The organism is Psychrobacter sp. NZS113 (assembly GCF_015864825.1).
Lineage (GTDB): Bacteria > Pseudomonadota > Gammaproteobacteria > Pseudomonadales > Moraxellaceae > Psychrobacter.
In genome coordinates this window covers 142,938-164,330 of the sequence record NZ_JADYWL010000007.1, presented here as the reverse complement: position 1 = coordinate 164,330, position 21,393 = coordinate 142,938, and the positions used below count along the sequence as shown (strand labels likewise).

Here is a 21,393-nt window from a genome sequence, read left to right as displayed (position 1 = left end):
CGACAATAGCGCGATGGCACCACCTGATCCCTTCCCGAACTCAGAAGTGAAACATCGTAGCGCCAATGGTAGTGTGGATTCGTCCATGTGAGAGTAGGTCATCGTCAGCTCTCTATTCCTAGAAAAGCCCCCTTCGCTAACGCGGAGGGGGTTTTCTTTGCGTGCAGTTTGAGGAAATAATGAGGGTTTAGGGTCTGTATATCAAAGACTAACCTCATTACTACCTATCCATTTAGACCTCATCTAAACCTCAATAGCCTGCGCATTGTAGTAATGTCACACTGCGTTCATCAGCCATGTGCTCATCTCTCCAGCTATACTAATGCTAGAACGATATAGTATAAACTTCCTCCAAGCTTTGTCAGCCTGTATATCTTAAGCATAAAATCATGAGTGTCGAACGATTACCAATGATGGCTAACGTACCAGGCATCGAGCAAAAATGCTGAGTAAGTTCATCCCAACGCACATACTATCTCCTTCATCGTTGAATAATAGGTCAGCTTGACAGCACTCAGAAATAAAGCTACATTTTTGTTAGTTCTAAAAAGGAACCTATAAGGAAGTAGACATGTATAGAGCACCCGTAACGGTTGTCATTGGGGCAGGCGATGCCACTGGCAGCGCTGTTGCAAGACGTTTTGCAACAGAAGGTTTTACCTTATGCGTGACTAGAAGGAGTGTCGACAAGCTCAACACGTTAGTTAGCGACATTGAAACAGCTGGCGGAGTAGTCAAGCCATTTGGTTGTGATGCGCGTGTAGAAAAAGAAATCATCGAGTTATTCGCTCATATTGAGAAAGATATTGGGCCGATTGAAGTAGTGGTATTCAATATCGGTGCGAATGTGAATTTCTCTATTGTAGAGACTACAGAAAGAGTCTTTCGAAAAGTATGGGAAATGGCAGCATTATCTGGATTTTTGACAGGTAGAGAAGCGGCGAAAGTTATGATTCCTCGTGGAAAAGGGACGATTATTTTCACAGGAGCAACTGCTTCTTTGCGAGGTAGTAAAGGCTTTTCCGCTTTTGCTAGCGCTAAATTTGCATTACGTGCTTTGGCACAGAGTATGGCACGCGAGTTAGGGCCAAAAGGCATACATGTTGCGCACCCTATTATTGATGGTGCTATTGATACGGCATTTATCCGTGACAACTTTCCTGAGCGCTATGCACTTAAAGACCAAGACGGTATCTTAAATCCTGAGCATATCGCTGAACAGTATTGGCAATTACACTGTCAGCCAAGAGACAGCTGGACTCATGAGCTTGATTTACGCCCATGGATGGAAACTTTCTAATATTTACCTAACTATAAATCCTCCAAGAATTTTAATATACATTGCAAGGAATGCAAAGATGAGTAAACAAATAGAGTTTTTCTTTGATGTAGGTAGTCCAGCCAGTTATTTGGCATGGACACAATTAGAGAGCATGGCACAGCGTTACAATGCTGAAATTATTTGGCGACCTATGTTGCTTGGAGCCGTTTTTCAAGCCGTTGGTAACACTTCACCAGCTGCGATACCTGCGAAAGGTGCTTATATGCTCACAGACCTTAAGCGCTTCTCGAATATTTACGAGGTACCATTTAACTTCAATCCATTTTTTCCATTAAATACCATGCATCTCATGCGAGGTATTACTGCCTACCTAGGGGAACCTGAGTTTCCAAGTTGTCTAACTGCTATCTTTAACGCGCTATGGGCTGAAAAGCTAAATATGGAATCACCAGAGATCGTAGCTGAAGTACTGTCTGAAGCAGGTATTGATGCCACTGACTTTATGACACGTATCAGCGAGACTGAGGTCAAGGAGCGTTTGAAAGCAACTACTGAAGAAGCTATATCCCGAGGTATATTTGGTGCGCCGAGTTTCTTTGTGAATGGCGAGATGTTCTTTGGACAAGATCGCTTAAATTTCGTTGAAAATGCTTTAAAGGACTCACTCTAACAGGTAAAGTGAACGTATGAGTTGAGAGCATCTAGACTATAGCTCCTAGAATAGAGCTCCTTTGAGTGCATAGAAAACCCCTGCTAATATTGAAAATAGCAGGGGTTTATTTTGATATTTTATAGCCAGAGCCTTTATACCTTTTAGTTTGGCTATAACCTAGTGCAACTTCTCACTACGATTTATTTCGCTTTTAAAAAATCCTTGACCTCTAACAATATTAATTCATTATCATCTGCTTGATTTGGGTCTCGGCTAGAGGAAAAAGGTAGATTGTTATCATTGCCTACCACGATGTGGCTTTCATCGATGATATCTACATTTTCAATTGTGAAGAATGGAAATACAAATTGATTATTTACTAAGGGTTTTTTGGCCACACCCTTGGTATCTTTAATTTCCATTAAATCAATATAGGCGATTTTTTCAGCGATTTCACTTTTAGGGTCTAATTTGACCTTATATATACGTTTGAATACGGCTGGTTTGTCAAAGCACTGACTTTCATCTCCAGTTGTCTTTTTACAAGCTTTATCGTTTACACCTTCTAAATTATCTCGTTCAATAATCAAACCATAAGTATCATCGATCATATTAAAATCTCCGATCGCATAGTCGTTATCATCAAGTATGTATTTCCAGCTCTTATCAGTATAGGTATTACGCTTGGTATCAAATTGCAGGATGCGCAAGAAGTTCTGACCATCGACTGAATCATATTGTTGGCTTTTCTGATTATAAACTGCGCCCTCTAACAGGGGATATAAATAGCGTCCATCTGGTGCCGATGCCATGCCTTCAAAGCCTTTAGAGCGTTTGATACTGTATGACGGTAGGTTATCATCGGGTTTGCTTGGTAATTGCAAGGCGGGATGGTCTGGAGAATGAACCACTTCTCCATCCACTTTTGTATCGTACATGGCTTTGAGAGTACCTTTGCTATCGAATCTTAGTAACCATGGGCCGAACTCTTCACCTACCCAAATATCACCATCAATTATTTGGAAACTTTCTGGATCAAAATCAGATCCTGTTAAATAGCGGCGATTACTGTCTTGATGCGTAATTCGATGAGGTATCACCTTGTTCTGATCATTAAAGAAAATAGTTTTTATAGGTTCAAAAATTCCTTTATCCCAATCAATCTTATACTGACGCATGAATAACATCGCATCTGGCGAGTTGGCTTTACTGCCAAAACCATTATCGGTCAATATCCAATAACTGCCATCAGGCATATATTTAATACCAGAGTGTCCTTGCACAGGTTGTCCTGGGAACGGTAGTTTGATACCAGTGGGACGACCTGCCGACTTTCCTTCAATACTGCCAAGTTTTTCAATCAATTTCCCAGTAGTGTATTTACCACTGACTTGCAAATCTTTGGGCGCATCAGTCGGAGCAGAGATAAATGTTTGAGAGGGTAGTAAGGCATGTGAGACCAACTCAGCAGAGTAAGCATCCGCTGCTATTGCCAACTGACCAATACCAGCCGTGGCGATGATACCCATACTTACTCTCAAAAAGTTAGCCCTAATTGTGTACATCCTTTTCTCCAATTCTTAAATAAATTATTGTTGGTAGTTAATCAAGAAGATTGAATTATGGCTTTCAAGTATGTCTACTTAATGACATTAGCACTAATGCTGACGAGGCTGGTTAAGGTAGCTCACAATGGTATAAAAGAAAAATATGGTTCTAAATAGTTATGTCTATATTCTTAGTCAAATCAGGCGTCTAGAGATTCAATTATTTAGTTAAATGGATAATCAATACTGACATTATCCAATACTCTTTATACCATTAAACTACCTTGATGAATTTAATTCATCTTTTATTTAAATTAAGTCGTTTTTATTCATGTTGTAGTTCGGGCATAATCTACTCCATACACAAATTTGGTTTTATCTCAGATACTGAGAATAGATTAAGGCAGATCCCCATGAGTAAAGAATTTAACTGTTCAATTAAGCGCATTCGTTTTGATGAAAACTATCAGCCTGCAGACAGCACGCGTTTGACGACTAACTTTGCAAATTTGGCTCGTGGCGAGCACTGCGAAGAGAACTTACGTAAAACGCTACGCATGATTAACAATCGTTTTAACGCGTTAGCGCATTGGGATAATCTGACAGCAGACCGTTATTCTGTCGAGGTTGATATCATATCTGTTGATATGGATATTGAAGGTAATGGTCATACCTTCCCAATCATTGAGACGCTACAAACAACGATTGTTGATCATAAAGATAACAAACGTATCGACGGTATGATTGGTAATAGTTTCTCGTCTTATGTACGCGACTACGATTTTAGTGTGGTACTGCCAGAGCATCGTGATAAGAATTTAGCATCGATCACGCCAGATAATTTCGGTGAGCTGCATGGCAAACTGTTTCAATACTTATTGAACTCAGAAGCTTACAACGCTAACTTTCACAAAAAACCTGTGATTTGTCTCAGTGTCTCAACCAGTAAAACCTATTACCGTACAGCCAACCAGCATCCTGTATTAGGCGTTGAGTATAGACAGGATGACTATTCGTTGACTGATGACTATTTTCACAAAATGGGCTTAACCGTTCGCTACTTTATGCCTGAAAACAGCGCTGCGCCGTTAGCGTTTTATTTTTCGGGTGACTTGCTAGGTGATTACACGGATCTTGAGCTGATAAGCGCTATCAGTACGATGGAGACTTTCCAAAAAATCTACCGTCCTGAGATTTATAATGCCAACTCGAGAGCAGGTGAAGTGTATCAACCAAGCTTAAAGTACCAAGATTACTCACTGACTCAAATTGTGTATGACCGCGCCGAGCGTAGCCAGATGGCAGTGACGCAAGGCAAATTCACTGAAGAGCAGTTCATTAAGCCGTACCAAGCTATTCTTGAAGAGTGGGCGGCAAGCTATGATCTGAAAAGCGAAGCAGCACAAAGAGCCGCGGCTAAAGAAAAAGCTATTAGGCAACAAGCCGCCTAACTGGTCCTCACTAATTAGCATAATAAAAAATAAATGAATAAATAAGAAGATGAATCACATGAAATTATTATTACCGACATCAACTGCTGGCAGCTTACCGAAACCTTCTTGGCTAGCAGAACCAGAGAAAATTTGGTCACCTTGGGCATTAGAAGGTGAGCAATTGATTGAAGCCAAACAAGATGCTCTACGTGTGTCACTACAGGAACAAGTACAAGCAGGTATTGATATCGTCAGTGATGGTGAACAGACCCGTCAGCACTTTGTGACCACGTTCATTGAGCATTTGGATGGCGTTGATTTTGAGAAGCGTGAGACGGTCAAAATCCGTAATCGCTATGATGCAAGTGTGCCGTCTGTTGTTGGTGCAGTGAGCCGCCCAAAGTCTGTATTTGTTGAAGATGCTAAATTTTTACGTCAGCAGACCAATCAGCCAATCAAATGGGCGCTGCCAGGGCCGATGACGATGATTGATACATTGTATGACGGTCATTATAGAAGTCGTGAAAAACTGGCTTGGGAATTTGCCAAAATCCTCAATCAAGAAGCGAAAGAGCTAGAGGCTGCTGGTGTTGATATCATTCAATTCGATGAGCCTGCCTTTAACGTGTTTTTTGATGAGGTGAATGACTGGGGTATAGCTACTTTAGAGCGTGCCCTTGAAGGCTTGAAATGTGAAACGGCTGTCCATATTTGCTACGGTTATGGCATCAAAGCCAACACTGATTGGAAGAAAACACTGGGTTCAGAATGGCGTCAATATGAGAAAGCTTTTCCTAAGTTGCAACAGTCGAAAGTCGATATTATCTCACTAGAGTGTCAAAACTCACGTGTGCCTATGGACTTGATTGAATTAATTCGCGGCAAAAAGGTGATGGTCGGTGCTATTGATGTAGCAACCAATACTATTGAGACACCTGAAGAAGTAGCAAACACACTACGCAAAGCGTTACAATTTGTCGATGCTGATAAGCTATATCCTGCGACCAATTGCGGTATGGCACCGTTGTCTCGCCAAGTGGCAAGAGGCAAGCTAAATGCATTAAGTGCAGGTGCACAGATTGTTCGTCAAGAGTTGACTGCTTAGAGTTTAGCCGTTTAGGAAATTCTATTTAAAGAATTTCCCTTGCAAAACTAAAATTGAAGCACAATTTTTTAACGTTTCTCAGGATTGAAGCAATGATTGAAGATATGATTCAAGCAACTGACTTTAGAGATGCAATGTCTCTATTAACGACTGCTGTAAATGTTGTCACTACAGAAGGCCCATCTGGTCTTCATGGATTTACAGCATCTGCAGTATGTAGCGTCACAGACACGCCGCCGACCTTGCTTGTCTGTATGAATCAAACGTCTCGATCACATGGCTATTTTATTGAAAATAAAATCTTAAGTGTCAATGTGTTAGGCGCACAGCATGAACAGATATCTAATGCATTCGCTTCTAAATTGCATTCTGCAGAGCGCTTTGAATATGGCGCTTGGACGCAGTTGCAAACAGGCGCTCCTGTATTAGAAGATGCGTTGGTCAGTTTTGACTGTGAGATTGAGCACATTCAAGAGGTTGGGACGCACAGTGTATTTATGTGTCGCGTTGTCGCTATCAAACAATCTGCACAGCAAGGCGGACGAGAAGAAAGTCTGGTTTATTTTAATCGTGCTTATCACCAAGTAGGCCAAATGGCTCAAGTAGAAATCGCTTAAATTGGCTATTTCATTGTTGGGAAAATAACGTAACCATTTCACTAAATCTAACTAAGAAGTAAATAATCCGTGGAATTAATCATTTTTTTAGTCATAGGTGCCCTAGCAGGATTTGCTGCGGGGCTTTTCGGTGTGGGTGGTGGCACTATCATCGTACCACTATTATTCATTGTCTTTACCCAAATGGGTTACCCTGCTGACAATATCATGCACTTGGCATTAGGTACTTCACTGGCGACCATTATCGTCACGTCCATAAGCTCACTAATGGCGCACAATAAAAAAGGCGCAGTCATGTGGCCTGTCTTCAAAAATCTAGTGCCAGGCTTAGCGATAGGATGTTTTTTTGGGGCAGGGATTGCAGGGCAAATATCAGGGTTATATCTTCAGATTATCGTTGGTGTGTTTTTGCTTTGGGTTGCCTATAAGATGTTTGTGGGTGGCAAAAATAAAGCGAATAATAGTGCCAGTAATGTCCATACAGCCTTGCATTCAAAACCTAAACAACTGGCGGCAGGTGGGGTTATCGGTATTGCTTCTGCCATTTTTGGTATCGGTGGTGGCAGTTTAACCGTACCTTATCTCACGCGTTATGGTGTGGTGATGCAAAAAGCGGTTGGCACATCAGCTGCGTGCGGCCTACCTATTGCCATTGCAGGTGCATTAGGGTTTATGCTTTTTGGGATGAATAAGGACATAGATGTACCTAATACGATTGGTTTTGTTCATATTTATGCCTTTTTAGGTATTAGTATCATGAGCTTTTTCACTGCTAAATTAGGTGCAAAAGTCGCTCATATATTATCACCGCAATTATTAAAGAAGTGCTTTGCCGTACTGTTGACCGTAGTAGGGTGTTATTTTCTTTACAAAGGGCTGCTTTGAGTATAAAAAACTCCTGCTAGTATTAAGTCAACACTAGCAGGAGGCAGTTAAGAAGGCTAAGGCAGGGCTATTTATTAACCACTCTTAAGCAAATGTCAGAGAGTAATAAAGTATCATACTGAGATAAACATAAAGCATTGATTTTGCTAATCGTCAATCAACACTAAAAATAATAAAGTATCATACTGAAAAGTGATAATACAATAGCTTAGTGCTTTTACGAGTAATAAAGTATCATACTCACTATTTCGAAAAGTTAATTTAAAACCAATATTTTCAGTTTGATGCTAAAAGAGCCAATTATTAACTGTCCACTAAATGGGTAATTTGAACGACTATCACTTAACCCTTTGTTCTTTCATGATTCTTACGAGTTTAGTTACCAAGTTACCTGTCTCGAGATGCTTTCCTTTACCTGTGTAGTTCAGTGAGGTCAGGCTTTGTAGATCATTTGCAAGTTTTGACTCTTAACCTGTGAGAATAGCTATCAAAGTACATTGTCTTCCAAGAAACCCCATGAATAACCCTAATTTAAATATAGTGTTATCGCGTGTAGTGGGGAACTCTTCATCTTTTGAAATAACAATATCATCACCACTCATAATAGCTAAATCGAAGTCAGAAGTTGTAACTGCTTCCGCTTTCTACATTATACAGTGAACCTAAAATAGATAATTGTAGGTTGGTCATTGGTTGTAGAAGTATTCATAAGAAAGATATCTCCTATCCAATCGATAGTCTTGCTGAACTAATAACATAGGTGATTCAATTCTACAGACATTATTCACCTACTTGTAATTTTGCCAATTCATTCCAAAAGCGTTCTCCTGACTCATGTAAACGGGCCTGATAGCGATATGCATAAAAAGAAATAGGTAAGACCAACTCATAATTACCAATAATTGTTAGTTGCTTTGTTTCAAGTTCCTTTTCTATAGCATAGTCAGGTAGCCAAGCAATACCTTTTCCGTTTATTACCTGTTGTTTCAACAAATCTGTCATTGATGAAGAGAATACAATATTAAGATTTACTTTCGACCTAACTTTTTCAATTTGTCTACCCATATAAGAATTGTGACTATACGATAAATAAGGACAGGGCTTTTCTTCTGAAAACTTATATAGTGGTAAACCTTTATTGTCGCAGGCGGATACCGGTAATAATTTTGCTTCACCAATAAGTAATGATAAGTAAGGTGGTAGGTTCAATAATTCATTATGAAATGAAAGCAATATGTCACACTCACCATCTTGCAAAGCTTCGATCGCACGATCTACATCGATAGCCTCAATATTCAAAATTGAAGATCCTATGATATCTGATGCAATGTCATGCAATTTAGAGGCAAAACTATTAGCTAGTGAATGCGCCGCAGCAACCTTGATTACTCTTCCATCAAGATTTGATAGCCCCTTCAAATGATTTATCGTCTCTGTTATTTGTCCCATTAAATTTCTAGCTGATGTTCTGAATACACTACCAACAGGAGTGAGGCTGATTGGCACATTGCTTCTATCAATGAGTTGCGAGCCTACTGTTTCTTCGAGTGATTGAATTCGACGACTAAATGCCGGTTGCGTCATATTTCGGATTTGTGCTGCTTTTGAAAAGCTTCTGACTTCCGCAAGAATAAGAAAATCTTCTAGCCATTTACTTTCAATATTCATAACTACTTCCTCTGACATTATGCAATTTATGCATATGGTTAAGGATAATAGCATTTATCAAAAGACAAGTAATCATATAGATTAGTCCCTATCGTTTATATTCTGGTTTCTCAAAATGAATAAAATATTGGGCGTACTAGGTGGTATGGGACCTTTAGCTACAGCTGAATTTATGAAGAAAGTGATTACTCTTACTCCTGCTAAAACAGACCAGGAGCATATACCCATGCTTATAAGGAATATACCTCAAGTACCAGATAGAACGACTTTCATCATGACTGGAGAGAATGATCCTTTTGAACAATTAAGAATTGGCTTTCAAGAGCTTACTGTGGCCGGAGCCAGCTGTATCGTTATTCCATGTAATACCGCTCATTTTTGGTATAGAAGATTAACGCAAGACAGCAACATTCATACGATAAGTATCATTGATAGCGTAGTGAACAAAATTTGTGATATTGGTTATAAAAATATTGCGGTATTAGCAACTAATGCAACAATTAAAGCTCAGCTCTATCAGGAAGCTTTGGAAGCCAAAGGCATTCATGTTCTTATTCCTGATGAAGAACAACAAACGTCTGTTATGAATGGAATTAATGAAGTCAAATCTGGGAATATTGAAAATGGTACGAAGTTAATAGAGCCTATTTTCAATGCCATGATACTTCAGAAAGCTGACGCAGTGATATTAGGATGTACAGAAATTCCAATTGCATTAGCTCAACTTGAAAAAGACATGCCAAATCAATGTTTAGACTCATTAGATATACTTGCTCAGCAATGTGTTAACTGGGCTAAGGAATATGTTTAAAAAAACGTGGTAATTATATCAATTTGAATAATGGAAATATTATGGACAGAGTTAATGAAATGGAAGGAAACAATAATGAATGATACAAACATAAAACAAGACCGTTCCAATTTCTGGGGTCGACTCTCACTTTGGAAAAAAATCCTGATAGGCATGGTATTAGGAATAGTTGCCGGTGTGATCTTAGGTCCCGATGCTGAAATATTAAAACCAATCGGAACACTCTTTATCAACGCCATTAAGATGCTAATTGTGCCTCTAGTGTTTTTCTCGCTGATCGTAGGCGTGACTTCAATGAAGGACATTCGCAAAATGGGTCGTATCGCTATAAAAACAGTCACTCTTTACTTAGGAACGACTGCTGTAGCGATCACTATTGGTCTTGGATTAGGCTTCCTATTTGAACCAGGGAAAGGGCTTAATATGGTTGTAACTGACGTTGCTGCTGCGAGTGAAGAAGCGCCGACCTTTATTGAAACTTTGCTTAACCTAGTACCGCAGAACCCAGTGGGTGCACTAGCGGCGGGCGACATTTTACAAATAATAGTATTTGCTCTGAGCTTAGGTGTGGCATTAGTGCTTTGCGGTGAAAAAGCCAAACCTGCTATACAACTGTTTGAAAGTTTGGCTGAAGCTATGTATAAACTAACCGAGCTGGTTATGAAACTGGCACCTTATGGTGTTTTTGGTTTAATGGCTTGGGTGGCTGGTAAGTATGGTTTAGATGTCCTAGTGCCATTAATCAAAGTGATTGCCTTAGTTTACATTGGTTGCTTAATTCATGTGCTCGTGTTTTGTACTAGTTTATTGAGTATCTTGGGACGCCTTAATCCTATGCGTTATTTGAAAGGAATAATTAACCCAGCTGTAATTGCTTTTACTACAACTAGCAGTTCAGGTACTTTACCAGCTACTATCAAGGCGGCGCGTGAAGAGTTGGGTGTATCGGAAGGCGTATCTAGCTTTGTTCTTCCGGTGGGAGCTACTATAAACATGGACGGTACAGCGCTTTATCAGGGTGTCTGTGCACTTTTTATCGCTCAAGCATTCGGTATTGACCTTGCCTTTTCTGATTATGTTTTAATTATCATGACATCGACTTTGGCGTCCATTGGAACAGCTGGGGTTCCTGGTGCTGGTCTTATCATGCTATCTCTAGTTCTCACTACTGTAGGTCTGCCACTAGAAGGTCTGGCCATAGTCGCCGGTATTGACCGTATACTCGATATGGCACGAACTAGTGTGAATGTTTGCGGTGATTTGATGGTTTCTGTTCTAGTCGGTAAGAGTGAGAAAGAGTTAGACGAGTCAATTTACAACTATTCTGGACAAGGATCAATTATCAATAAAAGTTTATAAAATAATTATAAATTGGAATGTAAATGTATTAATTTTAATAGATAGTTGTCAAGTTGAGCACAAAGACTAGGTTATGTGCTCAATAGATTTTAGTTATTTCAATTTTAATAACTATATTCATGATGACAATTGTAGTTATAAAATTCACTTTACCGAATAGAAACATAATATGGCTAAGAAGGCTTAAAATTATGAAGTCCACTAAATTTCACAGAATTGAAAAAGACTTACTTGGCGAACAAACCGTTCCTGCTACTGCTTTATATGGTATTCAAACGCAACGGGCACAACAAAACTTCAATGTCACGGGAGTGCCAATCAGCCATTTTTCTGAACTAGTTACAGCATTAGCTATGGTTAAGTTTGCTGCTGCTAAAGCTAATCACCAACATGGTTTACTCAGTGATGACAAGACTAAAGCAATTACTGAGGCTTGTGCAGAGATTATTGGTGGTGAGTATCATGAACAGTTTATTGTCGATTTAATTCAAGGGGGTGCGGGTACTTCGACTAACATGAATGCCAACGAAGTAATTGCCAATATTGGCTTAACTAAGATGGGATTTGAGTACGGTCAATATGAATATTTACACCCGAATAATGATGTTAACCGCTCTCAGTCAACCAATGACGTCTATCCTACCGCTGCACGCTTAGCGATCATACTGTCTGCACAGCCTCTCAAAAAAGCTGTAGCCAAGCTACAACTGAGCTTAGCTACTAAAGGACAAGAGTTTAACGAAGTTCTCAAAATGGGTCGCACCCAAATGCAAGATGCGGTACCTATGACCTTGGGTCAAGAATTCAACGCCTTTGCCAGTGACTTAGGAGGTGAAACAGCCCGCATTGACCACAGCTGCCGGCAACTATGTGAAGTAAACTTAGGTGGTACTGCTATTGGTACTGGTATCAATGCGCCAAAAGGCTACGCTCATTTGGCTATCAGTGAATTAGCCGCTATCAGTGGTTTACGTGTAAGGCTTGCAGAAGACCTTGTAGCAGCTAGTGCTGATATGGGAGCTTTTCTTACCTTCTCGGGTACACTGAAGCGCTTAGCTATTAAGTTATCTAAGCTAAGCAATGATTTACGCCTATTATCGAGTGGGCCACGCACCGGTTTCGGTGAAATTAATCTACCTGCCATGCAACCAGGCTCGTCCATTATGCCAGGTAAGGTAAATCCCGTAATTCCTGAAGCGATGAATCAAACTGCCTTTCAAATAATGGGTACCGATATGACGATTACTATGGCGGCTGAGGCAGGGCAATTACAGCTAAACGCTATGGAGCCGCTGATTATTTATAACCTATTGAATAACGCGCGGATGTTAGAGAAGTCAATTTGCATGCTAGACGAACTATGTATTCAGGGTATTACTGCTAATAAAGAACGTTGCGCCCAGCACGTAGAAAACAGTATCGGCATTGTCACTGCACTCGTGCCCCACATTGGTTACGACAATGCGAGCCGCATTGCGGGACAAGCTTTGCTCAGTGGCTTAGGGGTTGCTGAACTAGTCAAGCAAGAGGGGCTGCTAAGTGAAGAAGAGTTGGCAACAATTTTATCGCCTAACGGCATGGTCAGTAGCATTTAAATAGATGTATTAAATTAAGCTCTAAAAGGTATATTGACATTAGATGTATACATTATAAAACGAGAAGAATATCAAATCTAACATATCAAAATAACTTTGATGACTAAATTTAGAGAAAATTTCTTTTAATTGCTTTTATCATTCGCTATAAAAGAGTAATGTCTATATTTTTTAATAAAATAAACTATGACAACATAGTCGATATATTTCAAAAGTGTTATAGCACTACTAGGATGAATTTTGCGCAGCCTCTGTCAGCGTAAACAGAGCAAGCAAGTAAGATTTATACCAGTAGTGCGTTTGATGGAGTCGTAACCATTTTGTTTTCAACTGACTATAGTAAGAAACCTATCCTTGCTCTATAGTCAATTCAAAATAAAAGTGTCATGGCTAGGACAAGTATCATAAAAGATTTAGACATCGGTAAATCATGATTGTTTGATATCAAGAGTTATTTTGACTGAATAATTAGTACTTCTAGTATTTCCTAGAGTTGTATAACTTACTTGCTCTCAAGCTCTCTGAGACCTATATGGACCAAATAGCTCATCAAGAGTGTAATAAAAACTACCATCATCTACTCCAAATACATAATCAAAAAATATTTTGGCTATCGCAGACTGAGGGTGGCTAGAGTCAATGAGGATGTATCGGAAATTTTTATCTAGGGTTTATAGTTAGCAAGCTCACTCTGACCTCTACCTTCTGTAAGCCACTTTTCATATTTTTTGAGAGCATAAAAAACCCCTGCTAATGTTGATTTAACAATAGCAGGGGTAAACTTCATAATCAATAGTATGATACTTTGTTACTCGCAGACAGCAAATGAAAAGTGACTGCTCATACTATTCGACTGTGACGCTCTTGGCCAAGTTCCTAGGCTGATCGACGTCAGTACCACGCATCACTGCCACATGATACGACAATAGCTGTACAGGTACGCTATAGATGATGGGCGCTAGTGTCTCACAAACATCTGGTACATAGACCACGTGCAATCTATCTTCTGCAACCATTTGGCTGGATTCGCTGGCAAATACAAACAACTCACCATGACGTGCGTGTACCTCTTGCATGTTGGCTTTAAGCTTATCAAACATGCTGTCTTTAGGCGCTAATACGACGATTGGCATGTCTTTATCAACCAATGCCAATGGGCCATGTTTTAGCTCCCCTGCGGCATAGCCTTCTGCATGAATATACGAAATTTCTTTAAGCTTTAATGCGCCTTCTAATGCAATAGGGAACTGTAAGCCACGGCCTAAGAATAAGCAGCTTCTTTTATCTTCAAAGCTTTCGCTCATGATTTTGATAGGTGCGTCAAGGTTTAAGCTGGCATGCAATTGACCTGGCAATAGTTGTAGCTCACCAATCAATTTGCTTAAATAATCATCAGTCATGCGCTGTTGAACGACACCCACTTTCATGATTAATAACATGAGAGCTGCAAGCTGAGCAGTAAACGCCTTAGTCGATGCGACGCCAATCTCAGGACCTGCTAGTGTTGGTAAGAAAATATCTGTTTCACGCACCAATGATGAAGTAGGAACATTACATAACGCTAAGCTGACCAAACCTGCTGGGGTATGCTTTTGGATATCACGTAGCGCAGACAAAGTGTCAGCCGTTTCACCAGACTGAGAGATGCAAATGACTAGTGAGTTATCAACGACTACGGGATTACGATACCGAAACTCACTGGCTACTTCAACCGAACAGGGAATACGGGTGAGGCTCTCAAACCAATATTTTGCGACCAGACCTGAGTGATAGCTGGTACCACAAGCAAGAATTTGAACTTGGCGAATACCTGATAGCTGCGTTTCATGACGTTGTAAGAATTCATCACGCAGTTTAGAGGTTTCACTTTTATCTATACCCATTTCAAGGGTACGTGCGACGGCATCTGGCTGCTCATAGATTTCTTTGAGCATATAATGTTTGAATTCACCTTTATCTGCATTGTGTTGTGTGGCATCAATTTCATGTATTTGACGCGTAACTTCCACTCCATCCGCATAGACTTGAATACTTTTACGAGTCAATTTAGCGATATCACCTTCTTCTAAGTACATAAAGCGATTAGTGACTGGTAATAGTGCTAATTGGTCTGAAGCGATAAAATTCTCACCGATACCTACACCAATCACCAATGGCGAGCCTAAACGCACAGTAATAAGCTCATCTGGAGAATCGGTATGTACGATGCCAAGAGCAAAGGCACCATGCAATAGTGGAATAACAGTGCGAACTGCTTCTAGTAAGTCAGACGTTGCTTTGTAAATGTCATTAATCAGGTGCGCGACGACTTCAGTATCTGTCTGTGAGGTAAATTCATAGCCTTTTGCTATCAGCGCTTCTTTGAGCTCGGCGTAGTTCTCGACGATACCGTTATGTACCACAGCGATTTTACCTGAAATATGTGGATGAGCATTGCGCTGTGCAGGTTCGCCATGCGTCGCCCAACGTGTATGGGCGATACCGATATGGCCATCAAAAAACTCTGAATTGACTGCGACTGCATCGACCAACGCCTGTACTTTACCCACTTGACGCTCACGGTGTAATTCACCATCACGAATGACAGTTAAGCCAGCAGAATCATAGCCGCGGTACTCTAAACGTTTAAGACCTTCAAGTAAGATATTGGCGATATTACGCTCAGCAACTGCCCCTACAATTCCACACATGGCTATTCCTTAACTGATTATTTTTGATTACTGCTATGTCTATTATTTAAATGCTTTTTATGAAGTGCTAGAACCAACATGGTCTGAGCTTTATCGTAAAATATGTTTATTTTTATCTGCCATCAAATCTATTTATTCTGAACCCTTGGTAAATTCAAATATTTCACCTTGAGTCGTTTTAACTTTCTCGTAGCCGATTTTTGCTTTTAAAGACATCGCTGGAATATCGTTTACAGTAGCAGAGTCATCATCATTGATAAATATCCAAACTTCATTGCCATTAGGGTAAGTCAGGATATAACGCTGATATGTTGACATTATGCCATTAGGCTTAGGGTTCATTCCAACACCCCAATTAAAATGGCATTTACCTGAGTATTTTAATACTTTCTTAGCGTCAAAGTATTTGCACTCTGCATCGTATTCTATAGTGGTACTAGCTGACGCTACTGAAAACGACGTCAAGCTGGCTAACAACAGCATAGTAACGAATAGTCTTTTCATAGTCTGCACTCTTGAAGTATGCTTACTTAGGTTGGGCAGTAGCATAGAAACTATCGTAAGAATGATATCTACTCAAATATGACTTCGATGAAACTGACTATTAATGAACCTACTATTTTTTAGTCGGTCGTTGAAAGTTGTCTTTTTGAGTTTGTCGCGCGCGGCCAAATGCCAATGCACTAGCGTCCACGTTTTTGGTAATTACAGAGCCTGCCGCGACCGTTGCTGTGTCACCAATCGTAACTGGTGCAACTAAGCTAGCGTTAGAGCCGATAAAGGCATTGTCTTCAATAATGGTTTGTGATTTATTAGCACCATCATAATTACAGGTGATGACACCAGCACCGATATTGACGCCCGTACCGACGGTGGCATCACCGACGTAACTTAAGTGGTTTATTTTGCTGCCTTGACCGATGATCGATTTTTTAATTTCTACAAAATTACCGACTTTACTGTTATCGGACAATACCGTGTCAGGACGCAAATGAGCAAACGGACCAACATCGACACCCGCACCAATCTCAGCGCGATCGATGACGCAGTAAGGCTTTATATGACAAGCATTACCGAGTTGGGAGTTTTTAATAACACAGCCTGCTTCAATATAGACGTTGTCACCTAGCGTGCAATTGCCCTCGAATACGACACCGACGTCGATAAACACATCTTGACCTGCTGTCAACGTACCACGAATATCGACACGGGTAGGGTCAGCAAACTGTACGCCCGCTTCTTGCAAGTCAGATACTAGTTTACTTTGCCATGTACGTTCTAAGCTGGCAAGCTGTTTACGGTTATTGACACCCTCAATTTCAAAGGTATGCTCAGGTTCAATCGCTGCAATCGTAATACCATCAGCGACTGCCATTTTGACAATATCGGTAAGATAGTATTCTTGTTGGGCGTTATCGTTAGATAGCTCGGGTAAATATTTATGTAGTAGGGCATTGTCGACACAATAAATGCCGCTATTAATCTCTTGAATCTGCTGCTCGTCGGCACTGGCATCTTTCTGTTCAACGATGGCAGTGATATTGCCTGCTTGGTCACGTTTGATACGACCTAATCCAAATGGATTATCCACCGTCAAAGTCAGCATAGACATGCCATTAGTATTGGCTGTCTTCAGCGCTGATAGAGTTTGATGGCTCACCAAAGGCACATCACCATAGAGAATAAGGCTTTGTCCTTCTTTCGGTAAATCAGACAGCGTCACTTTGACCGCATGGCCTGTTCCTAGCTGTTCAGTCTGAGCAACCCAAGTAATTGACGATTGCGTATACTGATCGATAATCTCCGATTTAACTTGGTCGCCGCCAAAGCCATGAACAATAATGGTCTCGTTGACAGTTAGCTTATGACAGGTGTCTAAGACGTGACTCAGCAAAGATTTACCTGCCAAGGTCTGAAGGACTTTTGGCTTAGCTGATTGCATACGCGTGCCTTTACCGGCAGCGAGGATGATTACCGAGAGAGGAAATGTCATAGTAGCCCTACAAATGTAACAAAGTATAATATTGAATTATAGCGCAAATGTTCATTCAGAAAAATGCTGTGATGTGCAGGCTTTGTAATGCAATCTGATAAGGATAAATAAATCATCTATGCCAGAGGATAGCATTCAAATTGCTGGCATAAGAGGTTATGTTGTGATCACTCACTATCATAGCGGGTATGGTTACTTATAATAGTACACCCAACATAACCACTACCCATAATACTGCTGCCATGATACCTGCGATGATGTCATCAAGCATAATACCTAAGCCACCAGCGACCTTTTTATCGGCCCATCCAATCGGCGGCGGCTTAATAATGTCAAAAAACCGAAAGAGTATAAAAGCGATAACAATGGCGAAAATAGAAAGCTCTTGAGAGACATCTTGCCAAAAGTTTGTGGCTGCGACACCCATGTAAGAGAAAGGCAGCAGGGTAATCCAGATACCAGACCATTCATCCCAGACGATATGCGGGTCATCATGACCCTGCATCAGCTCAGAAGTACGTCCACAGATCCAAACGCCAAAAATACAAGATAGAATGGTCAGAATTAGAAAAGGTATGAAGCCCAAGCTCATCAGTGGTATGGCAATGATTAACCCACCAACAGTACCCCAAGTGCCAGGTGCACGGCGCGGCAGACCACTGCCCAAACCAATACCTAACCAATAGACCATACGGTCAAGAGCACTGGCATTCTTAGGCAATGGTGGGCAGTCATTGGCTTTGCTGATATCAGGCTTGGATAAATCGTGATCAGTCATGGGCTAACCTGTAAAATGTTGGTAACCAGTAAGGTTGGGCCATGTTGCAAATGGCGCGTGCTGAGTTGGTGTGATTGGCTGATTTTGATAATACAGTGTAGGGTGTAATGCTATAGACCTGTTTGCATCTGTCACTAGATCATCTGCCAGTGCGATTACTTCACCGATACAGGTAACAGGTGTATTGCCAATCGGCGGTTCAATATGTGCAGGTAGAGTAAATGCCAATTCATAATCATCACCACCTGCCAGTTGGCATAACAAGCGCTCAGATAAATCAATAGTTGCCAATGGTTCGCTAGTAGGCAACAGCTCTAGATTAATACGCATACCTATTTTGCTTTGCTGACAGATATGCCCAATATCTTGATAAAGGCCATCAGAGATGTCTATCATCGCCGTTGCGCCAATCTTTGCCAATGCTGCCCCTAAGGCGATACGGGGCGTTGGCATATGTAACCTGTGAGCCAACTCTTTACCTTGGGTACTGTCAGGATGTTGCAGGGCATAACTGGCATCGCCAATCGTCCCTGATACATAAATCTTATCACCAACTTGTGCACCCGAACGATATACAGCTGGCGTGTCTGCGGCAAGCAATCCTTGTGCGCTGACACTCAGTACCAAGTTCTCACTGCGTGTGGTATCACCGCCAATAAGCGTCACACCAAATAACTGGCAGGCATGAAATAAGCCTTTGGCAAATTCAGTGAGCCATTTTTCATTGGCAAGTTGCTTAGGTAATGCTAATGCTAATAAAATACTATGCGGGGTCGCACCCATTGCAGCAATGTCTGAAACGTTGACGGCAACCGATTTATAACCAATCGCAAATGCCAGCTCGTTGACGTGCTGCCAATCAGCACTAAAATGTCGACCTTGAACCAATGTATCAATACAGCTGACCAAGCGTGACCCTGCAGGCATTGCCATGACAGCTGCATCATCACCGATACCTTTTTCGATACCAGTTAATGGTGCATGTGCCGCTTGTATTTGCGAAAATATACGCTCAATCAGCTCAAATTCATTCATGGCTAGTCTTGTTTTTTAGCATCGTCAGCGTCTTTTTTGCTCGCTTTAAACTCGCTAATATTTGCACTGGCTTTACTAGCGCTATTGCGTTTGACACTAGTGTTATTTGCGCTAATACGAGGTTTGTTTGATGCAGTTGGGCTGTCATCAATAGCGCTTTCGTTTGTGGCTTCTGTGCTATCAACTGGTTTCACTTGAGCCTGTTTAGCCGCTGATTTTTGTGATGTACGCAGGTTGGCTTTGGTGTCTGATTCTACTTCAGTAGCGCGTAGCTCAACAGCCATTCTGTCTAGTACCGCATTAATCAATTTATGAGCATCAGTGGCACCGAAATGATTGTTAAGTTTCATCGCTTCATCAAGTACTACCTTATAAGGAATCTCTAAGCGATTCTGCAGCTCATAAGTACCAATAAGCAAAATAGCGTGCTCAACGGTGTCCAACTTATCAATGTCGCGGTCAAGATGCTGAAGAATTAGAGCATCCAACGCTTCAATTTGCTCCGGGATATCACGCATCATTTCGTGATAGTAGCCGATATGTACGGTGTGCATGGCATTGGTCGCGCGCGTACGGGCAGCGATATCATGCGGCGCATTGGCTTTCCAACCGAGCTTGCCGTCTACATCAAAACGGCGATCAGTGACGAGCCACTCGTATAGACCTTGCATTGCAAAGCGGCGCGCCTTACGAATGGCAGTGTGACTGGTCTTATAAGAAGACTCACTCATATCGAAGGTTTGATCACCCGCACTGCTGCTCGCTATACGAGTAGCTTCCGCTTGTTTATCATTGATTTGTGCGGTTTTCGCAGCATTAATAGCGTGCTTGAGTTGGTCAGTCATAAGGGGTCAATACCTGAATTTTGAAATAGAATGTTAAATAGTGGTCGGCTGGCACGTTTTGCCAGTCAGTCTTGGATACTGGAGTTACAGGGTGAGGGCTATCGTAATAACCATAACCCCATCAACTTCACAAACAATATTACTTATAGGTGCTGCTTAAATAGCACTGCTTACCTGTGCTAATAAGACCGATAGACAGTCAAATAGAGACTGTCTAACGGTCAATACTAACGATCAATAAAACTAAGCATCATCACTTTCGTCATCAATATCTAGCTGTGATAAAACAGCAAGCATTTCTATGACAACCATTGCCGCTTCTGAGCCTTTGTTACCAGCTTTCGTACCAGCACGCTCAATCGCTTGCTCAATACTATCAGTGGTCAATACGCCGTTTGCGACTGGAATGTTGTAATCCATCGCTACAGCACTCAGGCCTTTTGCAGATTCGCTTGCGACGAAGTCAAAATGCGGCGTGCTACCACGAATAATCGCGCCTAAAGCAACGATGGCATCAAAGCGATCAGACTCAGCAGCACGTTGGGCAACCAATGGTAATTCAAAAGCACCAGGCACACGAATAACCGTGATATTGCTACCCAATACACCATGACGTAGTAGTGCATCAATTGCACCATCTACCAATGATTCAACCACAAAACCATTAAAACGACCGACTACGATACCAATACGAACGTCTTTGTTTTGATGTAAATTACCGTCGATATGAGTCACGTCATTGCGTTGCTGTTGTAGATTTGACATAAAAAATCCTTTGCTTATTTGGCTTTTAATAAAGATGTGGGCGTAAATGAGTCGCTAAATATAGTGATGCGTTCAAATAACAGGTTCGATGGTTTGGCTTGTTATTCAATAGATACTGATAATCAAAGAAATCGGCAGTTAAATGAACGAAAATAAGTGGTTAGCGCTATGATAACATTTTTTTCTAATTTATTTGTATTTTACCAGTGTGTTATATGGGGCGTATTAGACATTTATAAATGGGCACTGCCATGGTCGAATATCAAATACGCCTTGGTCGGCTCAATCACATTTAAATACAGGGTAGGCGAGTGAAAATACTAAAAATACTAG

18 protein-coding genes, 1 rRNA gene and 1 pseudogene are annotated in these 21,393 nt (G+C 41.0%); 10 read left to right on the top strand and 10 right to left on the bottom strand.

The features are described from left to right. The 3 genes from rrf to I6E61_RS11765 form a co-directional block, all read left to right on the top strand. Positions 1-110 (top strand): 5S ribosomal RNA (gene rrf / locus I6E61_RS11775); the annotation flags it as partial. A gap of 461 nt (positions 111-571) precedes the next feature. After that, complete coding sequence (locus I6E61_RS11770; protein ID WP_197134960.1) at positions 572-1,300, top strand: SDR family oxidoreductase; 729 nt, start codon at positions 572-574, stop codon at positions 1,298-1,300. A gap of 58 nt (positions 1,301-1,358) precedes the next feature. Beyond that, positions 1,359-1,952, top strand: coding sequence for a 2-hydroxychromene-2-carboxylate isomerase (locus I6E61_RS11765; protein ID WP_197134959.1), 594 nt, complete (start codon positions 1,359-1,361; stop codon positions 1,950-1,952). A 182-nt stretch (positions 1,953-2,134) separates the two neighbouring features. Here the strand turns inward: I6E61_RS11765 and I6E61_RS11760 are convergent, their stop codons facing one another. Further along, complete coding sequence (locus tag I6E61_RS11760) at positions 2,135-3,463, bottom strand: esterase-like activity of phytase family protein (protein WP_197134958.1); 1,329 nt, start codon at positions 3,461-3,463, stop codon at positions 2,135-2,137. Between the two features lie 431 nt (positions 3,464-3,894). Between I6E61_RS11760 and I6E61_RS11755 the strand changes: the two genes are divergently transcribed. The 4 genes from I6E61_RS11755 (at position 3,895) to I6E61_RS11740 (ending at position 7,521) form a co-directional block, all read left to right on the top strand. Then, complete coding sequence (locus I6E61_RS11755; protein WP_197134957.1) at positions 3,895-4,932, top strand: DUF1852 domain-containing protein; 1,038 nt, start codon at positions 3,895-3,897, stop codon at positions 4,930-4,932. A 58-nt stretch (positions 4,933-4,990) separates the two neighbouring features. Further along, complete coding sequence (locus I6E61_RS11750) at positions 4,991-6,019, top strand: methionine synthase (RefSeq protein ID WP_197134956.1); 1,029 nt, start codon at positions 4,991-4,993, stop codon at positions 6,017-6,019. A gap of 104 nt (positions 6,020-6,123) precedes the next feature. After that, positions 6,124-6,636, top strand: a complete 513-nt coding sequence (locus I6E61_RS11745; protein ID WP_197134966.1) for a flavin reductase — start codon at positions 6,124-6,126, stop codon at positions 6,634-6,636. A gap of 69 nt (positions 6,637-6,705) precedes the next feature. Beyond that, positions 6,706-7,521 (top strand): sulfite exporter TauE/SafE family protein, encoded by an 816-nt coding sequence (locus I6E61_RS11740; protein WP_197134955.1) that lies wholly within the window; start codon positions 6,706-6,708, stop codon positions 7,519-7,521. 467 nt (positions 7,522-7,988) lie between these two features. Here I6E61_RS11740 and I6E61_RS14405 read toward each other — a convergent pair. Together I6E61_RS14405 and I6E61_RS11730 are read right to left on the bottom strand one after the other, a co-directional pair. After that, positions 7,989-8,147 (bottom strand): annotated as a pseudogene (locus I6E61_RS14405) (TIR domain-containing protein); the annotation flags it as partial. A 154-nt stretch (positions 8,148-8,301) separates the two neighbouring features. Continuing rightward, a complete protein-coding gene (locus tag I6E61_RS11730; RefSeq protein ID WP_197134953.1) occupies positions 8,302-9,189 on the bottom strand; it encodes a LysR family transcriptional regulator in 888 nt (295 codons plus the stop codon). A 115-nt stretch (positions 9,190-9,304) separates the two neighbouring features. Here I6E61_RS11730 and I6E61_RS11725 point away from each other — a divergent pair, with 115 nt between their 5' ends. The 3 genes from I6E61_RS11725 (at position 9,305) to I6E61_RS11715 (ending at position 12,954) form a co-directional block, all read left to right on the top strand. Next, entirely contained in the window at positions 9,305-10,000 is a 696-nt protein-coding gene (locus tag I6E61_RS11725) for an aspartate/glutamate racemase family protein (protein WP_197134952.1), read from the top strand. Between the two features lie 75 nt (positions 10,001-10,075). After that, complete coding sequence (locus tag I6E61_RS11720; protein ID WP_197134951.1) at positions 10,076-11,359, top strand: dicarboxylate/amino acid:cation symporter; 1,284 nt, start codon at positions 10,076-10,078, stop codon at positions 11,357-11,359. Positions 11,360-11,550: 191 nt separating this feature from the next. Beyond that, on the top strand, positions 11,551-12,954 hold the full coding sequence (locus tag I6E61_RS11715) for an aspartate ammonia-lyase (protein ID WP_197134950.1): 1,404 nt from the start codon (positions 11,551-11,553) through the stop codon (positions 12,952-12,954). 845 nt (positions 12,955-13,799) lie between these two features. On the opposite strand, the gene glmS is transcribed toward I6E61_RS11715, so the two are convergent. The 7 genes from glmS to ribE form a co-directional block, all read right to left on the bottom strand. Beyond that, positions 13,800-15,644, bottom strand: a complete 1,845-nt coding sequence (glmS, locus tag I6E61_RS11710) for a glutamine--fructose-6-phosphate transaminase (isomerizing) (protein WP_197134949.1) — start codon at positions 15,642-15,644, stop codon at positions 13,800-13,802. Between the two features lie 132 nt (positions 15,645-15,776). Continuing rightward, positions 15,777-16,148, bottom strand: coding sequence for a hypothetical protein (locus I6E61_RS11705; protein WP_197134948.1), 372 nt, complete (start codon positions 16,146-16,148; stop codon positions 15,777-15,779). A gap of 112 nt (positions 16,149-16,260) precedes the next feature. Further along, positions 16,261-17,637: a bifunctional UDP-N-acetylglucosamine diphosphorylase/glucosamine-1-phosphate N-acetyltransferase GlmU gene (glmU, locus tag I6E61_RS11700; protein ID WP_197134947.1), complete on the bottom strand. Its 1,377-nt coding sequence runs from the start codon at positions 17,635-17,637 to the stop codon at positions 16,261-16,263. A gap of 196 nt (positions 17,638-17,833) precedes the next feature. Beyond that, entirely contained in the window at positions 17,834-18,415 is a 582-nt protein-coding gene (locus tag I6E61_RS11695; protein WP_197134946.1) for a phosphatidylglycerophosphatase A, read from the bottom strand. 3 nt (positions 18,416-18,418) lie between these two features. After that, positions 18,419-19,450 carry a thiamine-phosphate kinase gene (thiL, locus tag I6E61_RS11690; protein ID WP_197134945.1) on the bottom strand — a complete coding sequence of 344 codons (1,032 nt, stop codon included), beginning with the start codon at positions 19,448-19,450 and terminating at the stop codon, positions 18,419-18,421. Between the two features lie 2 nt (positions 19,451-19,452). Continuing rightward, on the bottom strand, positions 19,453-20,295 hold the full coding sequence (gene nusB / locus I6E61_RS11685; RefSeq protein WP_110923696.1) for a transcription antitermination factor NusB: 843 nt from the start codon (positions 20,293-20,295) through the stop codon (positions 19,453-19,455). Positions 20,296-20,538: 243 nt separating this feature from the next. Next, positions 20,539-21,060: a 6,7-dimethyl-8-ribityllumazine synthase gene (gene ribE / locus I6E61_RS11680; protein WP_194197873.1), complete on the bottom strand. Its 522-nt coding sequence runs from the start codon at positions 21,058-21,060 to the stop codon at positions 20,539-20,541. Positions 21,061-21,393 lie beyond the last annotated feature (333 nt).

What these genes read in the sequence shown, in the direction of transcription:
- I6E61_RS11770 (WP_197134960.1), top strand. Translation starts at nt 572, where the DNA reads ATGTATAGAGCACCCGTAACGGTTGTCATTGGGGCAGGCGATGCCACT.
- I6E61_RS11765 (WP_197134959.1), top strand. Translation starts at nt 1,359, where the DNA reads ATGAGTAAACAAATAGAGTTTTTCTTTGATGTAGGTAGTCCAGCCAGT.
- I6E61_RS11760 (WP_197134958.1), bottom strand. Translation starts at nt 3,463, where the DNA reads ATGGGTATCATCGCCACGGCTGGTATTGGTCAGTTGGCAATAGCAGCG.
- I6E61_RS11755 (WP_197134957.1), top strand. Translation starts at nt 3,895, where the DNA reads ATGAGTAAAGAATTTAACTGTTCAATTAAGCGCATTCGTTTTGATGAA.
- I6E61_RS11750 (WP_197134956.1), top strand. Translation starts at nt 4,991, where the DNA reads ATGAAATTATTATTACCGACATCAACTGCTGGCAGCTTACCGAAACCT.
- I6E61_RS11745 (WP_197134966.1), top strand. Translation starts at nt 6,124, where the DNA reads ATGATTCAAGCAACTGACTTTAGAGATGCAATGTCTCTATTAACGACT.
- I6E61_RS11730 (WP_197134953.1), bottom strand. Translation starts at nt 9,189, where the DNA reads ATGAATATTGAAAGTAAATGGCTAGAAGATTTTCTTATTCTTGCGGAA.
- I6E61_RS11725 (WP_197134952.1), top strand. Translation starts at nt 9,305, where the DNA reads ATGAATAAAATATTGGGCGTACTAGGTGGTATGGGACCTTTAGCTACA.
- I6E61_RS11720 (WP_197134951.1), top strand. Translation starts at nt 10,076, where the DNA reads ATGAATGATACAAACATAAAACAAGACCGTTCCAATTTCTGGGGTCGA.
- I6E61_RS11715 (WP_197134950.1), top strand. Translation starts at nt 11,551, where the DNA reads ATGAAGTCCACTAAATTTCACAGAATTGAAAAAGACTTACTTGGCGAA.
- glmS (WP_197134949.1), bottom strand. Translation starts at nt 15,644, where the DNA reads ATGTGTGGAATTGTAGGGGCAGTTGCTGAGCGTAATATCGCCAATATC.
- I6E61_RS11705 (WP_197134948.1), bottom strand. Translation starts at nt 16,148, where the DNA reads ATGAAAAGACTATTCGTTACTATGCTGTTGTTAGCCAGCTTGACGTCG.
- glmU (WP_197134947.1), bottom strand. Translation starts at nt 17,637, where the DNA reads ATGACATTTCCTCTCTCGGTAATCATCCTCGCTGCCGGTAAAGGCACG.
- I6E61_RS11695 (WP_197134946.1), bottom strand. Translation starts at nt 18,415, where the DNA reads ATGACTGATCACGATTTATCCAAGCCTGATATCAGCAAAGCCAATGAC.
- thiL (WP_197134945.1), bottom strand. Translation starts at nt 19,450, where the DNA reads ATGAATGAATTTGAGCTGATTGAGCGTATATTTTCGCAAATACAAGCG.
- nusB (WP_110923696.1), bottom strand. Translation starts at nt 20,295, where the DNA reads ATGACTGACCAACTCAAGCACGCTATTAATGCTGCGAAAACCGCACAA.
- ribE (WP_194197873.1), bottom strand. Translation starts at nt 21,060, where the DNA reads ATGTCAAATCTACAACAGCAACGCAATGACGTGACTCATATCGACGGT.